This is a genomic window from Agromyces sp. GL_144 (assembly GCF_057834305.1).
In genome coordinates this window covers 2582593-2597646 of sequence record NZ_CM174399.1, presented here as the reverse complement: position 1 = coordinate 2597646, position 15054 = coordinate 2582593, and the positions used below count along the sequence as shown (strand labels likewise).

General features: G+C 71.8%; 12 protein-coding genes. All 12 read left to right on the top strand.

Annotated features, from left to right (window positions below; translation table 11 throughout):
- Positions 1-87 precede the first annotated feature (87 nt).
- The 12 genes from AC3IPY_RS11885 to AC3IPY_RS11830 all read left to right on the top strand — a co-directional run bounded on the left by AC3IPY_RS11885 (position 88) and on the right by AC3IPY_RS11830 (position 15018).
- The gene (locus AC3IPY_RS11885; RefSeq protein ID WP_489184486.1) at positions 88-1800 is read left to right on the top strand and encodes an amidohydrolase; all 1713 of its coding nucleotides are present in this window, start codon (positions 88-90) and stop codon (positions 1798-1800) included.
- Positions 1801-1810: 10 nt separating this feature from the next.
- Positions 1811-3460 carry an ABC transporter substrate-binding protein gene (locus AC3IPY_RS11880; RefSeq protein ID WP_489184485.1) on the top strand — a complete coding sequence of 550 codons (1650 nt, stop codon included), beginning with the start codon at positions 1811-1813 and terminating at the stop codon, positions 3458-3460.
- A gap of 124 nt (positions 3461-3584) precedes the next feature.
- The gene (locus tag AC3IPY_RS11875) at positions 3585-4532 is read left to right on the top strand and encodes an ABC transporter permease (RefSeq protein WP_489188320.1); all 948 of its coding nucleotides are present in this window, start codon (positions 3585-3587) and stop codon (positions 4530-4532) included.
- Between the two features lie 275 nt (positions 4533-4807).
- Positions 4808-5572: an ABC transporter permease gene (locus tag AC3IPY_RS11870; RefSeq protein WP_489188318.1), complete on the top strand. Its 765-nt coding sequence runs from the start codon at positions 4808-4810 to the stop codon at positions 5570-5572.
- Positions 5569-7311: a dipeptide ABC transporter ATP-binding protein gene (locus AC3IPY_RS11865; protein ID WP_489184484.1), complete on the top strand. Its 1743-nt coding sequence runs from the start codon at positions 5569-5571 to the stop codon at positions 7309-7311. Before AC3IPY_RS11870 ends, AC3IPY_RS11865 begins: the two co-directional genes overlap by 4 nt.
- 230 nt (positions 7312-7541) lie before the next feature.
- Positions 7542-8585: an N-acetyl-gamma-glutamyl-phosphate reductase gene (gene argC / locus AC3IPY_RS11860; protein ID WP_489184483.1), complete on the top strand. Its 1044-nt coding sequence runs from the start codon at positions 7542-7544 to the stop codon at positions 8583-8585.
- Positions 8582-9733 carry a bifunctional glutamate N-acetyltransferase/amino-acid acetyltransferase ArgJ gene (argJ, locus tag AC3IPY_RS11855; RefSeq protein ID WP_489184482.1) on the top strand — a complete coding sequence of 384 codons (1152 nt, stop codon included), beginning with the start codon at positions 8582-8584 and terminating at the stop codon, positions 9731-9733. The genes argC and argJ overlap by 4 nt, the downstream gene beginning before the upstream one ends.
- 2 nt (positions 9734-9735) lie before the next feature.
- Positions 9736-10647 (top strand): acetylglutamate kinase, encoded by a 912-nt coding sequence (gene argB / locus AC3IPY_RS11850; RefSeq protein ID WP_489188316.1) that lies wholly within the window; start codon positions 9736-9738, stop codon positions 10645-10647.
- Positions 10644-11837 (top strand): acetylornithine transaminase, encoded by a 1194-nt coding sequence (locus tag AC3IPY_RS11845; protein ID WP_489184481.1) that lies wholly within the window; start codon positions 10644-10646, stop codon positions 11835-11837. The genes argB and AC3IPY_RS11845 overlap by 4 nt, the downstream gene beginning before the upstream one ends.
- A 48-nt stretch (positions 11838-11885) precedes the next feature.
- Positions 11886-12821: an ornithine carbamoyltransferase gene (argF, locus tag AC3IPY_RS11840; protein WP_489184480.1), complete on the top strand. Its 936-nt coding sequence runs from the start codon at positions 11886-11888 to the stop codon at positions 12819-12821.
- A complete protein-coding gene (gene argH, locus AC3IPY_RS11835; protein ID WP_489184479.1) occupies positions 12818-14308 on the top strand; it encodes an argininosuccinate lyase in 1491 nt (496 codons plus the stop codon). Before argF ends, argH begins: the two co-directional genes overlap by 4 nt.
- Positions 14309-14370: 62 nt before the next feature.
- On the top strand, positions 14371-15018 hold the full coding sequence (locus AC3IPY_RS11830; protein ID WP_489188315.1) for a DNA-3-methyladenine glycosylase: 648 nt from the start codon (positions 14371-14373) through the stop codon (positions 15016-15018).
- Positions 15019-15054: the final 36 nt, after the last annotated feature.

Sequence of the window (15054 nt, the reverse complement as noted above, 5' to 3'; positions counted from 1 at the left end):
ATTGGACAACAGCGATGTCAACACTGTTGACGTCTGGCGATCCGCTCGCTACTGTCGCCTGCACACCCAACGAGGAATCGAGGCGACGTGGCAGTCGACATCCTGTTCACCGGCGGAACCGTCTTCACCGGAAGCGGTTCGCCCCTGCACGGCCGAGCGGTCGGCGTGTCCGGCGGTCGCATCGCGGCCATCGTTCCCGAAGGCGAGGCGGCCGCCCTCGTCGGCGCCGCGACCCGTGTCGTCGAGCTCGATGGCGCGCTGCTCTCCCCGGGCTTCCAGGACGCGCACATCCATCCCGTCGGCGGCGGCGTCGAACTGCTGCAATGCGACCTCTCCGAGGCGACGGATGCCGCCGACGCGGTCGCGAGGGTGGCCGCGTATGCCGCCGCGAACCCCGATGAGCCCTGGATCCTCGGGGGCGGTTGGTCCATGGACCACTTCCCCGGCGGCGCGCCCACCCGCGCCCTGCTCGACGAGGTCGTGCCCGACCGGCCGGTGCTGCTCATGAGCCGCGACCACCACAGCGCCTGGGCGAACAGCACCGCAATCGGCCTCGCCGGCATCGATGCCGGGACCCCGGACCCCGCCGACGGTCGCATCGAGCGCGAGGACGACGGATGCCCCGCAGGCACGTTCCACGAGGGGTCGAGCGAACTCTTCGCCGGCGTCCGACCAGCCGGGAGCGACGAGCTGTCGTACCGTGGCCTGCTCCGGGCGCAGGAGCTGCTGCTCTCGCTCGGCGTCACCGGCTGGCAGGACGCCCTCGTCGCCGGTTCCTCTGCGGGCGTGTCCGACCCCACCGGCGCCTACCTGCGTGCGGTCGACGAGGGCACGCTGCGCGCCCATGTCGTCGGCGCGCAATGGTGGGAGCGCTCGGGCGACCTGGATCAGGTCGAGCGCATGGTGCGGCTGCGTGACGAGATCGCGGCGCGCGGACACGATGACCGGATCTCGTTCGGCACGACGAAGATCATGGTTGACGGCGTCGCCGAGAACCAGACGGCGGCGATGCTCATGCCCTATCGCGACGCGCACGGCCACGACACGGCGAACCGCGGCATCTCGTTCGTCGCCCCGACGCTGCTGCGCCGCGCGGTCGAGGCACTCGACGCGGCCGGCATGCAGGTGCATTTCCACGCGCTCGGCGACCGCGCCGTGCGCGAGGCGCTCGACGCACTCGAGTCGGCCCGAGCGGCCAACGGCGTGAGCGACGGCCGGCATCACCTCGCCCACCTGCAGGTCGTCGCCGAGGCCGACGCGGAGCGTTTCGCCGAGCTCGATGCGGTCGCGAACCTGCAGGCGCTGTGGGCGACCCACGAGGACCAGATCGACGTGCTCACGCTGCCGTTCCTGCAGGACGGTGCCGAGGCGAGGCAGTACCCGTTCGGCGACCTCGTTCGCGGCGGAGCCCGGCTCGCGGCCGGCAGCGACTGGCCGGTCTCCTCGGCCGACCCGCTGGCCGCGATCCACATCGCGGTCACCAGGGTCGCCCCGGGTGTCGACGCGGAGCCGCTCGGCGGCGCGCACCAGCGCCTCGACCTCGCGACGGCCATGGCGGCCTACACCTCCGGCAGCGCCTACGTGAACCACCGCGACCACGACACCGGGTACGTGCGCGAGGGCCACCTCGCGAACCTCGTCGTCATCGAGCCCGATCCCTTCACCCTCCCCGACGAGGAGCTGCATCTTGCGACGGTGACCTCCACCTGGATCGAGGGCGAGCCCGTCTACGTGCGCGACGTCGAAGACCGCGGCGCCGAACGCGCCGCGACCGCCGCAATTCCGACCCCCACCCTCTGAGGAGCCCCAAATGTCCACATTCCGATCCCGCGTCGGCCGACGACGCGGCATCCTGCTCGTCGCAGGCCTCGCGGCGGGAGCGCTGGCGCTCACGGCGTGCACGCCGCAGCAGACGCCGAAGCCCACGGCCCCCGAGTGGGAGCTCACCGCGCAGACCGCGGATCCGTCGGGTGACCTCGACTCGTTCACCTGGGCGAACTACGGCGAGCCGTACTCCCTCGACTACGCGTACGCGTTCGACTACGCCGACAACATGGTGCTCTCGAACGTCTGCGAATCCCTGTTGCGGCTGAACCCCGACTACACCCTCACGCCCGGCCTCGCCGAGTCGTACGAGCAGACGAGCCCCACGACGTGGGTCTACGAGATCCGCGACGGCGTGAGCTTCCACGACGGAACGCCGCTCACCGCGGCCGACGTGGTCGCCTCGATGAGCCGTCATCTCGACCCCGCCGTGGGGTCGTCGTGGTACTCCGTCTACCAGAACGTGACGTCGATCGAGCAGACGGGCGACCGCGAGGTGACGGTCACCACGGCGATCCCCGACTCCCAGTTCAACCAGGGCATGGGCGGCGCGGCCGGCGTCGTCGAGTCCGCCGCGACGCTCGAGGCGAAGGGCGCCGACTACGGCAACTCGAGCGGACTGGTCAACTGCACCGGACCGTTCGAGCTGACCGAGTGGAAGTCGGGGGAGTCGATCACGCTCACGCGATTCGACGACTACTGGGACGAGAGCCTGAAGGCGCGGTCCGGGCAGGTGCGGTTCGTCTTCATGAACGACGCCAACGCCCGCATCAACGCGTTGAAGTCCGGCGACGTCGACGGCAGCTGGATGCTCCCGAGCGAGGGCATCGCGCAGCTCCAGGCGTCGGGCGCCGGCGACGTCGTGTTCGGCCTCAGCACCGCCACCTCGAACCTCATCGTCTCCGACACCGACGGGCCGCTCAGCGATCCCCGGGTGCGACAGGCGCTCATGATGGCGCTCGACCGCGAGGGCATCCTCGAGGCCGCGGCGAAGGGGTACGGCGAGGTGACGAACGCGCTGACGACCCCGTCCGTCTGGGGCGAGGCATCCGAGCAGACCCGCACCGACGCGTTCAGCGGCCTCGAGGAGTACCCCAACGACCTCGATGCGGCCAAGCAGCTCGTCGAGGAGGCCGGCGCGACCGGCGCGAAGGTCGTGTTCGCGACCGCGCCGATCAGCAACGACTTCGCCGTCGTGTCCCAGGCGACCGTGGCCGCCGCACAGTCGATCGGCCTCGACGCCGAGATCAAGACCGTCACGCCGAACGCGTACACGGCACTGTTCTCCGACCCGAGCGCACGAGAGGGCGTCGACCTCTTCTTCACCGTGTGGTACCTCTCCAGCCCCGACCCGCTCGAGATGTACGCGGTCCTGCGAACCGGCGAGTTCAGCAACTACGGCGAGTGGAGCGACCCAGACTTCGACGAGATCGTGACCGAGGCGGTCGGCACGGCCGACGCCGAGGCCAGGGCGAAGCTCACGAGCGAGCTGCAGCACATCGCCAACGAGCAGGTGCCGTGGCTGCCGCTGTACACGACGCCGATGACGGCGTTCGTCGGCGAACGCATCACGGGGGTCGCACCGTCGATCGCCTTCCTGTATTACCCGTGGGCGGCGACCATTGGCGCTCGATAGGTCCGCGATCCCGGTCGCCGCGACTCCCGCGGCGACCGGGCCGGGCGGGACTGCCGACCCTGGGACGACCGACGTCCCGGCCGCGCCGAGTGCGGCGGGCGCACCCGGCCGGTTCAGCGGCGGCATCCGCCGGATCGCCGGCAAGCTGGGCGGGCTCGCGCTGACGCTCTTCCTCGCGTCGCTGCTCGTCTTCTTCTCCCGATTCATCGTCCCCGGCGATCCCGTGACCTTCCTGCTCCGCGGCCGCAAGCCGAGCCCGGAGGCGATCGCCCAGGTGACCGAGCAGTACGGACTCGACCTGCCGCCGTGGCAGCAGTACCTGAACTGGCTCATGGGTGCCCTGCAGGGCGACTTCGGCCGATCGCTGCAGTACCGGCAGGACGTCTCGACCGTCATCGCCGACCGACTGCCGGTGACGTTCATGCTCGTCGTCATGGCGGGCGCGATCATCGCCGTGGTCGGGGTCTCGGCGGGCATCGTCGCGGCGCTGAACCGCGGACGTGCGCTCGATCGCGCGACGCTCGTCGGCCTGACGGTGCTGAGCGCGATCCCGTCGTTCGTCGGGTCGATCGTGCTCATCTCGATCTTCGCGGTGCAGCTCGGGTGGTTCCCGACCTTCGGATCCGGCGAGGGCTTCGCGGACATGGCCTACCATCTCGTCCTGCCCTCGGTCGCCCTCGCGATCGTGTTCGTCGTGCTCGTCGGAAAGGTGACGCGATCGTCGATGGTCGAACAGCTCGGCCGCGAGCACGTCGAGGTCGCGACGAGCCGCGGGCTCGGGCGCGGCACGGTGGTGCGCAGGCATGTCATCCGCAATGCGCTCGGACCGATCCTCACGGTGAGCGGGGTGCTGGTCGCCGGGCTGCTCGTCGCGAGCACCATCGTCGAGGCGGCGTTCGGAATCTCGGGCATCGGCTCGTTGCTCGTGCAGTCGGTCGACCGACTGGACTTCCCGGTCGTGCAGGCCATCGTGATGCTCATCGTCACCGCGTTCGTCATCGTGAATGCGCTCGTGGACCTCGCCGAACCGTGGATCGATCCGCGTTCCGCGGCCGGGGCGGGTGCACGATGACCATCCCCACGACCCCTCCACCCGCCGCTGACGCGTCGCGCGGAGCCTCTGGTCGCGTGGGCCCACCCACGACCCCTCCGCCCGCCGCTGACGCGTCGCGCGGAGCCTCTGGTCGCGTGGGCCCACCCACGACCCCTCCGCCCGCCGCTGACGCGTCGCGCGGAGCCTCTGGTCGCGTGGGCCCACCCACGACCCTCGCCGTCCAGGTGCTGCGCTCGCCGCGCGTGCGCCGCCCCGACCTCTCGTTCGTGCTCGCGGTCGCCGTCATCGGCGCGATGACGCTCGCGGCGATCTTCGCACCGTTCGTGGCCCCCTACCCGCCCGACGCGATCGACCTCCTCGCCGTGAACGCGCCGCCCAGCGCCGCGCATTGGCTCGGCACCGACGGGCTCGGCCGCGACCTGCTCAGCCGGCTCGTCTTCGGCGCGCGCACGGCCCTGCTCGGCCCCCTGCTCGTGGTGATCGGGTCGACGATCATCGGCATGCTCCTCGGGCTCCTCGCCGGTTGGCGCGGCGGATGGATCGACGCGGTGCTGGGGCGGGTCTTCGACGTGCTGTTCGCCTTCCCGTCGCTCCTGCTCGCGATCATGGCCGTCGCCCTCTTCGGCAAGGGGCTCGTGGCACCGGTGATCGCGATGAGCATCGCGTACGCGCCGTTCGTCGCGCGCCTCACCAGGTCGCTCGTGAAGGCCGAGGCGACGAGGCCGTACGTGGCCGCGTATCGCGTGCAGGGCTTCGGCGCACCGTGGATCGCGTTCCGCAGGGTGCTGCCGAACGTGACCCCGATCGTGGGCGCCCAGTCCACCCTGAACTTCGGCTACGTGCTCGCCGAGCTCGCGGGCCTCTCATTCCTGGGCCTCGGCGTGCAACCGCCCACGCCCGACTGGGGCGCGATGATCAACGAGGCGCAGTCCGGCATCCTCGCCGGCGCCTTCCTGCCGGCCCTCGCACCCGCGGTCGCCGTCGTCATCGCGGTCGTGGCCGTCAACATCATCGGGGACGAGCTCTCCGACCGCATCGGCGGAGGGACCCCCGCATGAGCCTGCTCGAGATCTCGGACCTGACGCTCGACCTCCCGAACGGCACCCGGCTGCTGCACGGCATCTCGCTCGCCGTCGCGGCCGGGGAGACCGTCGGACTCGTCGGCGAGTCGGGCTCCGGCAAGTCGCTGACCGCCCGCTCCGTCATCGGGCTCACCCCCGACCGGGCTCGGCCGGGCGGCCGCATCGAGCTCGACGGGCAGCAGGTCATCGGCGCCGGCGCCGGCGACATCCTCGACCTTCGCCGGCATTTGGCCGCGATGATCTTCCAGGACCCGCGGTCGGGCATCAACCCGATGCGCACCCTCGGCGATCACATGACCGAGACGCTCCGACTGTGCGAGGGGCTCTCGTCGAAGCAGGCGACCGCGCGCGCGATCGAGCTGCTGGCCGCCGTGCAACTGCCGCGCCCCGAGGAGCACCTGCGGCAGTATCCCCACGAGTTCTCCGGCGGCATGCTGCAGCGCGTCATGATCGCCGGCGCGCTCACGAGCTCCCCGAAGCTGCTCGTGTGCGATGAGCCCACCACGGCGCTGGACGTCACGACGCAGGCCGAGATCATCCGCGTGCTCGCGGACCAGCGCGACGCCCGCGGCATGGGCATGCTCTTCATCACGCACGACCTCAACCTCGCCGCGTCGATCTGCGACCGGGTGGTCGTCATGAGCGCGGGCCGTGTCGAGGAGGAGGGGCCTGCGCTCCGCGTGTTCACGGCTCCGCAGGCCGAGTACACGGCTCGTCTGGTCGCGGCCACGCCCACGCTGGTCGCGAGCGGTCACGGGCAGGCGGAGACCGGGGCGGATGCCACGACCGGCGTGGCATCGGCTCCCGATGCCTCGGCGGGGGAGCCCGAGGCATCCGCTCGCACCTCGTCCGTCGGCGCAGGGAGCGCCGCCGGCCCGTTGCTCTCGGCCGGGGGACTCTCGAAGACCTACCATCGGCGCGGGAAGCCGCCGGTGCAGGCGGTCGTCGAGGCGTCGTTCGAACTTGACCGCGGCGACGCGCTCGCCGTCGTCGGCGAATCCGGGTCGGGCAAGTCGACGCTCGCCCGCATGATCGTCGGCCTCGAGCCGAGCGACGGCGGCGAGCTCGTCATCGCCGGCCGCGACCGGGCGGCGGTCCCGCGGGGCAGGCCGGCGCGCCTCGCGCACGCCCGCAGCGTGCAGATGGTCTTCCAGGACCCGTACCTCTCGCTGGATCCGCGCATCACTGCTGGACGCGCCATCGAGGACGCGCTGCGCCTGCACGCGCCCCTGGATCGGGCCTCGGCCCGTTCGCGCACCGTCGACCTGCTCGAACAGGTCGGACTCACGGCCGCGCATGCCGACGCCAGACCGCGCACGCTGTCGGGCGGCCAGCGCCAGCGGGTGGCGATCGCGCGTGCGCTCGCGATCGAGCCCGACGTGCTCGTCATGGACGAGGCGACGAGCGCGCTCGACGTGTCCGTGCAGGCCCAGGTGCTCGACCTCGTCACCGAGCTCCGTCGCGAGCGGGGGCTGACGCTGCTCTTCATCAGCCACGACCTCGCGGTCGTGCGACGGGTGTGCGAGCAGACGCTCGTGATGCGGCGCGGCGAGATCGTCGAGCGCGGTGCCACCGCCGAACTGCTCGACGCTCCGCGGCATCCGTATACGCGGTTGCTCCTCGACTCGGTCCCGAAGCCCGCGGTCGAAGCTGCGCCCGCAGTCGAAGCCGAAGCCGAAGCCGAAGCCGAAGCGAGCATCATCCCCGCGTCCTGACCGGAGCGGCGAGCGGCGGCCCGGTTTGCGGCCGCGCTCGCCGCGCCGGTAGGGTCGACGCATGTCCGCCCCCCGGCTCACCCGCATCGCACGCCTCGCGCGTGTCGAGGTCTCGGGCAGCCGGCGTCGTGGCGAGCGCCGAATCTCGGCGACCCCTGCGGCAGGCTGAGGTCTGACGCGGGGCGTCGCCGGAACATCGCCCCGCTCGTTCAGACCATAAGGTGGATTCCATGACGTACTCCGTCGCCGTTTCCGGCGCGTCCGGCTATGCCGGAGGAGAGATCCTTCGGCTGCTCGCCGATCATCCCGAGTTCGAGGTGCGCACGGTCACGGCGCATTCGAGCGCCGGCCAATCGCTCGTCTCGGTGCAGCCGCACCTGCGCTCGTACACGCATCTCACGCTGCGCGAGACGAACGCCGAGACGCTCGCCGGCCACGACCTCGTCTTCCTCGCCCTGCCGCACGGCACGTCGGGCGCGATCGCGGCCGAGCTCTCGCCCGACACGCTCGTGATCGACTGCGGCGCCGACCATCGGCTCGAGTCACCCGACGCGTGGGCGAGCTTCTACGGCGGCGACCACCACGGCGCCTGGGCCTACGGCGTGCCCGAGCTGCCACGGCTCTCGGGCACCCAGCGCGAGCGGCTCACGGGCGCTCGCCGCATCGCTGCTCCGGGGTGCAATGCCTCGACCGTCGCGCTCTCGCTCGCGCCCGGCATCCGTGCGGGCGTCATCGACGACCACGACCTCGTCTCGGTGCTCGCGGTCGGCCCCTCGGGGGCGGGCAAGAGCCTCAAGACGAACCTGCTCGCGGCCGAGATCCTCGGCTCGGCGAACCCGTATGCCGTCGGCGGCACGCATCGCCACATCCCTGAGATCCAGCAGGCCCTGCGCTGGGCCGGCGCCGCGGCACCGACGATCTCGTTCACCCCGGTGCTCGTTCCCATGAGCCGCGGCATCCTGGCCACGTCCACCGCCCGCATCGTGCCCGGCACGGATGCCGCGACCGTGCGTGCGGCCTGGGAGGACGCCTACGCGGGCGAGCTGTTCGTGCAGCTGCTGCCCGAGGGGCAGTTCCCGCGCACGGCCGACGTGCAGGGCGCGAACACCGCGCTCATCGGACTCGCGATCGACGAGGCCGCCGGCCGCGTGGTCGTGGTCGCCGCGGTCGACAACCTCGTCAAGGGCACCGCGGGGGCCGCGATCCAGTCCGCGAACATCGCCCTCGGCCTCGCCGAATCCACCGGCCTTCCCCTGAACGGAGTCGCCCCGTGACCGTCACCTCTCCCGCCGGCTTCGACGCCGCCGGCATCGCCGCGGGCATCAAGCGCTCGGGCGCGCTCGACCTCGCCGTGGTCGTCAATCGGGGTCCGTCCGCGGCCGCGGCGGCGGTGTTCACCTCCAACCGTGCCAAGGCGAACCCGATCATCTGGTCGCAGCAGGTCATCCTCGACGGCGTGGTCTCGGCGATCGTGCTGAACTCGGGCGGCGCCAACTGCTTCACCGGCCCAGAGGGCTTCCAGGTCACGCATCGCACGGCGGAGGCCGCGGCATCCGCCCTGGGCATCGCCGCGGGCGACGTGCTCGTCTGCTCGACCGGGCTCATCGGCGACCAGCTCGACGGCGAGGTGCTCGAAGAGGGCGTGCTCTCCGCGGCGGCGCGGCTGTCGGCCGACGGCGGCGACGACGCCGCTCGGGCGATCATGACGACCGACACGAAGCCGAAGACCGTGGTGATCGAGGGCGACGGCTGGAGCGTGGGCGGCATGGCCAAGGGGGCGGGCATGCTCGCTCCCGGCCTCGCGACCATGCTCGTCGTGCTCACGACCGACGCCGACCTGTCGAGCGAAGTGCTCGACTCCACGCTCCGCGAGGCGACCCGGGTCACGTTCGACCGGCTCGACTCCGACGGCTGCATGTCGACGAACGACCAGGTGACGCTGCTGGCGTCGGGTGCGTCGGGCGTGGTTCCCGATCTCGCCGCGTTCCGCGCCGCCGTGATCGACGCGTGCCGCTCGCTCGCCGAGCAGCTGCAGGCCGACGCCGAGGGCGCGAGCCACGACATCGCGATCGAGGTGCGCGGGGCCGAGACCGAAGACGACGCGGTCGAGGTGGGCCGCTCGGTCGCCCGCAACAACCTCTTCAAGGCGGCGATCTTCGGCAACGACCCCAACTGGGGCCGCGTGCTCGCCGCGATCGGCACCACGAAGGCGCCCTTCGACCCGTACCTCGTCGACGTCTCGATGAACGGGGTCCGTGTGTGCCACGCCGGCCGGCCCGATGCACCGCGCGAGTCGGTCGACCTCGAGCCGCGCGCGACGCACGTGCTCATCGAGCTGCACGCGGGCGAGGCATCCGCCACCATCCTCACCAACGACCTCACGCACGACTACGTGCACGAGAACAGCGCGTACGCGAGCTGATGATGCAGACACGCGCTCAGACGGATGCCGCCGACGCCGAAGCCTCCGCGTCGGCCAAGGCCCACGTGCTCATCGACGCCCTGCCGTGGCTCAAGCGCTTCCACGGCGAGACCGTGGTCGTGAAGTTCGGCGGCAACGCGATGGTCAGCCCCGAACTGCAGCGGGCGTTCGCCGAGGACATGGTCTACCTCCGCTACGCGGGCATCAAGCCCGTCGTCGTGCACGGCGGCGGCCCGCAGATCTCCTCGATGCTCGACCGCCTCGGCATCGAGAGCGAGTTCCGTGGCGGCTATCGCGTGACCACCCCCGAGGCGATGGACGTGGTCCGCATGGTGCTCTCCGGGCAGGTGAACCGCGAGCTCGTCTCGCTCGTCAACGAGCACGGGCCGCTCGCGATCGGCCTCTCGGGTGAGGATGCGGGGCTGTTCCGCGGTCGGCGCCGTGGTGTCGTCGTCGACGGCGTCGAGGTCGACCTCGGCCAGGTCGGCGACGTCGTCGAGGTCGACCCCGCCGCCGTCATCGCGCAGCTCGAGGCGGGGCGCATCCCCGTCGTGTCCTCGATCGCACCCGACGCCGACCATTCCGGACAGTCGCTCAACGTGAACGCCGACTCGGCCGCCGCCGCGCTCGCGGTCGCGCTCGGCGCCGCGAAGCTCGTCGTGTTGACGGATGTCGCGGGCCTGTACCGCGACTGGCCGAACCGCGACTCCCTCGTCTCGCAGATCGATTCGGCCGAGCTCGCCGACCTGCTGCCCACGCTCGAGTCCGGCATGATCCCGAAGATGACCGCATGCCTCGAGGCCGTCGAGGGCGGCGTCGCCAAGGCGGCCATCATCGACGGTCGGGTGCCGCACTCGATCCTGCTCGAGATCTTCACGCCGGCCGGCATCGGCACCGAGGTGGTGGCCGCATGAGCGCCTGGCAGCAGCGGTTCGAGACCCGCATCATGCGCTCCATCGGCATGCCCCTCCTCAAGCTCGAACGCGGTGAGGGCGCGCTCGTCTGGGACGACGAGGGGCGCGAGTACCTCGACTTCCTCGCCGGCATCGCCGTCAACTCGCTCGGCCACGCGCACCCGGTGTTCGTCGAGGCGGTGAGCCGCCAGGCGGCGACGCTCGCGCATGTGTCCAACTACTTCACGACCGAGCCCGCGCTCGAGCTCGCCGAGCGCCTCGTGCGCCTCGCCGGGGCGGGCGCGCACGGCCGGGCATGGTTCGGCAACTCCGGAGCCGAGGCCAATGAGGCCGCGTTCAAGCTCGCCCGACTCAACAACTCGGGCGGCGCGCGCACCCGCGTGCTCGCGCTCGTCGACGCGTTCCATGGCCGCACCATGGGTTCGCTCGCGCTCACCGGCAAGCCGCACATGCGCGAGGCCTTCGAGCCGCTCGCCGGCGGCGTCGAGCACATCCCGGCGACGGTCGAGGCGCTCGAGGCCGCGCTCGACGACGCGGTCGCGGCGCTCATCGTGGAGCCGATCCAGGGCGAAGCCGGGGTGGTCGAGCTGCCCGCCGGATATCTCGAGGCGGCCCGGGAGCTGACCCGCCGCCACGGCGCGCTGCTCATCGTCGACGAGATCCAGACCGGCGCCGGACGCACCGGCGCCTGGTTCGGATTCCAGCACGCCGGCATCACCCCCGATGCGATCACGGTCGCGAAGGGCATCGGCGGCGGCATCCCCATCGGCGGGCTCGTGACGTTCGGCGCGGCATCCGACCTGTACTCCAAGGGGCAGCACGGCTCGACCTTCGGCGGCAACCCGCTCGCGACGGCCGTGGCCAACGCGGTGCTCGGCGAGATCGAACGTGCCGACCTCGTCGGCAACGCCGCCCGCCGCGGCCCGCAGGTGCGCGAGCGCATCGAGGCGATCGGCTCGCCGCTCGTCGCGGGCACGCGCGGGCGCGGCCTGCTCATCGGGGTGGGGCTCACCGAGCCCGTCGCCGGAAGAGTCGTCGACGCCGCCCTCGCGCACGGGCTCATCGTGAACGCCGCCAACGACGTGACGATCCGGCTCGCGCCGCCGCTCATCATCGGCGACGCCGAGATCGACCTCTTCGCCGACCGATTCGCCGCCGCGCTCGACGACGTCTCGCGCGCCACCTCCTGACCTGAACCGACGCGTCGGCTCCGCCGACCCACCGAACGGAAACCACGTATGACCCGCCATTTCCTCCGCGACGACGACCTGTCGCCCTCCGAACAGGCCGAGGTGCTCGACCTCGCGCTCAGGCTCAAGGCCGACCGTTTCTCCGAACGCCCGCTCGAGGGCCCGCAGACGGTCGCGGTCTTCTTCGACAAGACCTCCACCCGCACCAGGGTCTCGTTCTCGGTCGGCATCGCCGATCTCGGCGGGGTGCCGCTGATCACGGCCTCGGGCGACAGCCAGCTCGGCGCCAAGGAGTCGATCGCCGATACCGCCCGCGTGCTCGAGCGCATGGTCGCCGCCATCGTGTGGCGCACCTTCGCCCAGTCCGGTCTCGAGGAGATGGCCGAGGGCACCACGATCCCCGTCGTCAACGCGCTCTCCGACGACTTCCACCCGTGCCAGCTGCTCGCCGACCTGCTCACCGTGAAAGAGCGCTTCGGCGACCTCGCAGGCCGCTCGCTCGTCTACGTGGGCGACGGCGCGAACAACATGGCGCACTCCTACCTGCTCGCGGGCGCGACCGCCGGCATGCATGTGCGCATCGGATCGCCGGCCGACTACGCGCCGCGTGCCGACATCGTCGCAGACGCGCAGCGCATCGCGGCCGAGACCGGCGGGTCCGTGCTCGTCACGACCGACCCCCGCGAGGCGGCGCGCGGCGCCGACGTCGTCGTGACCGACACCTGGATCTCCATGGGTCAAGAGGCCGAGAAGGCCGAGCGCATCGCCGTGTTCGGCGGCTTCGGCGTCGACGACGCGCTCATGGCCGAGGCATCCGCCGATGCGATCTTCCTGCATTGCCTGCCCGCCTACCGCGGCTACGAGGTCGAGGCCTCCGTCATCGACGGCCCGCAGTCGGTCGTCTGGGATGAGGCCGAGAACCGCCTCCACGCCCAGAAGGCCCTGCTCGTCTGGCTGCTCGCCCACAAGGAGGACGCACGATGACCGACGACACCACGGACACCGGCCTGCCCGAGCAGACCGGCGCCGATCACGTCGACGCGGAGCCCCACGGCACGAACGAGGGCTCGCTCTGGGGCGCCCGCTTCGCGAGCGGCCCGTCGCCCGAGCTGGCACTGCTCTCGAAGTCCACGCATTTCGACTGGCAGCTGGCGCCGTACGACATCGCGGGCTCGCGCGCGCATGCCCGGGCGCTCTCGGCGGCCGGGTACCTCGACGCCGACGAGCTCGCCGCGATGCTCGCCGGCCTCGACACGCTCGAGTCGCGCGTCGCGAGCGGCGAGATCGTCGCGGCCGACACCGACGAAGACGTGCACGGCGCGCTCGAGGCCGCCCTCATCGGCATCGTCGGTGCCGAGCTCGGCGGCAAGCTCCGCGCCGGCCGCAGCCGCAACGACCAGATCGCCACGCTCGTGCGCCTCTACCTGAAAGACCACGCCGCGAGCATCGGGCAGTTGCTCGTGCACCTCATCGACGCGTTGTCCGCGCAGGCCGACGCGCATCGCACCGCGATCATGCCAGGCCGCACGCACCTCCAGCACGCCCAGCCGGTGCTGCTCGCCCACCACCTGCTCGCGCACGCCTGGGCGCTCTCACGCGACCTCGACCGACTCGTCGACTGGACGAAGCGAGCGGATGTCTCGCCCTACGGCGGCGGTGCCCTCGCCGGATCGACGCTCGGCCTCGACGCGGCATCCGTGGCCCGTGATCTCGGACTCGCCTCGCCCTCCGAGAACTCGATCGACGGCACCGCGAGCCGCGACGTCGTCGCCGAGTTCGCGTTCGTGACCGCGATGATCGGCATCGACCTCTCGCGCATCGCCGAAGAGGTCATCCTCTGGAACACCCGCGAGTTCGGCTTCGTCACGCTGCACGACGGCTACTCGACCGGGTCGTCGATCATGCCGCAGAAGAAGAACCCCGACATCGCCGAGCTCGCTCGCGGCAAGTCGGGCCGGCTCATCGGCAACCTCACGGGCCTGCTCGCGACGCTCAAGGCGCTGCCGCTCGCCTACAACCGCGACCTCCAAGAAGACAAGGAGCCCGTCTTCGACTCGGTCGAGACCCTCGAGGTCCTGCTGCCGGCCTTCACCGGCATGATCGCGACGCTCACCTTCCACACCGAGCGCATGGCCGCCCTCGCGCCCGCCGGCTTCTCGTTGGCGACCGACGTCGCCGAGTGGCTCGTGAAGCGCCACGTGCCGTTCCGCGACGCGCATGAGATCACCGGTGCGCTCGTGCGCTACGCCGAGGAGCATGCGCTCGAGCTCGACGAGGTCGACGACGCCGCACTCGTCGCGATCTCGCCGCACCTCACGCCCGACGTGCGCGAGGTACTCACGGTCGAGGGCTCGGTCTCGAGCCGCGACGGGGTGAGCGGCACGGCGCCCGACCGCGTCGCCGAGCAGTTCTCGAAGCTCGCCGACCGCGTGCGGCACCTCGTCGCCGGGCTGCCCACGACCGCGAGCTGACCGAGCGGATGCCGCGACCCGACGTCGACGACGGCCCGCCGCGCGGCGGGCCGGGTCGCGGCATGCCGCGCATCGACAGACCGGGTGCGCCCGACTCGGGGCTCGTCGCCGTCGGCCGGGAGTTCTTCGCCCGCGACCCCGTCGAGCTGGCGCCGCTGCTGCTCGGAGCCGTGCTCTCGTACGAGGCGCCCGACGGCCGCGTCGCCGTGCGGCTCTCGGAGGTCGAGGCCTATCGCGGCGTCGGCGAAGACCCGGGCTCGCACGCCTTCCGCGGACGGACACCGCGCACGTCGGTGATGTTCGGCGAGGCGGCGCACCTCTACGCGTACTTCACCTACGGCATGCACACGTGCATCAACATCGTCGCCGGGCACGAGGGCGCCGCGTCGGGGGTGCTGCTCCGCGGGGGCGTCGTCGTCGAGGGGCTCGAACTCGCGCGCGAGCGCCGCGCCGCGGCATCCGACCGTGATCTCGCCCGTGGCCCGGCCCGTCTCGCGCTCGCCCTCGGGGTGCCGCTCGCGGCGAGCGGTGCCGACGTGCTGGCGGCCCCGTTCTCGGTGCGCGTTCCCGAGCTGGCGGTGCCGTTCGCGTCCGGCCCGCGCACGGGCATCAGCGGGCCCGGTGGGGGAGCGGAGTTCCCGTGGCGCTTCTGGATTCCGGGTGATCCCGGCGTCTCGCCGTATCGCCGCCACGCGCGGTCGCACGACTGAATCGACGGCATGGCGCCGGTCTCCGGGAACGGCCGC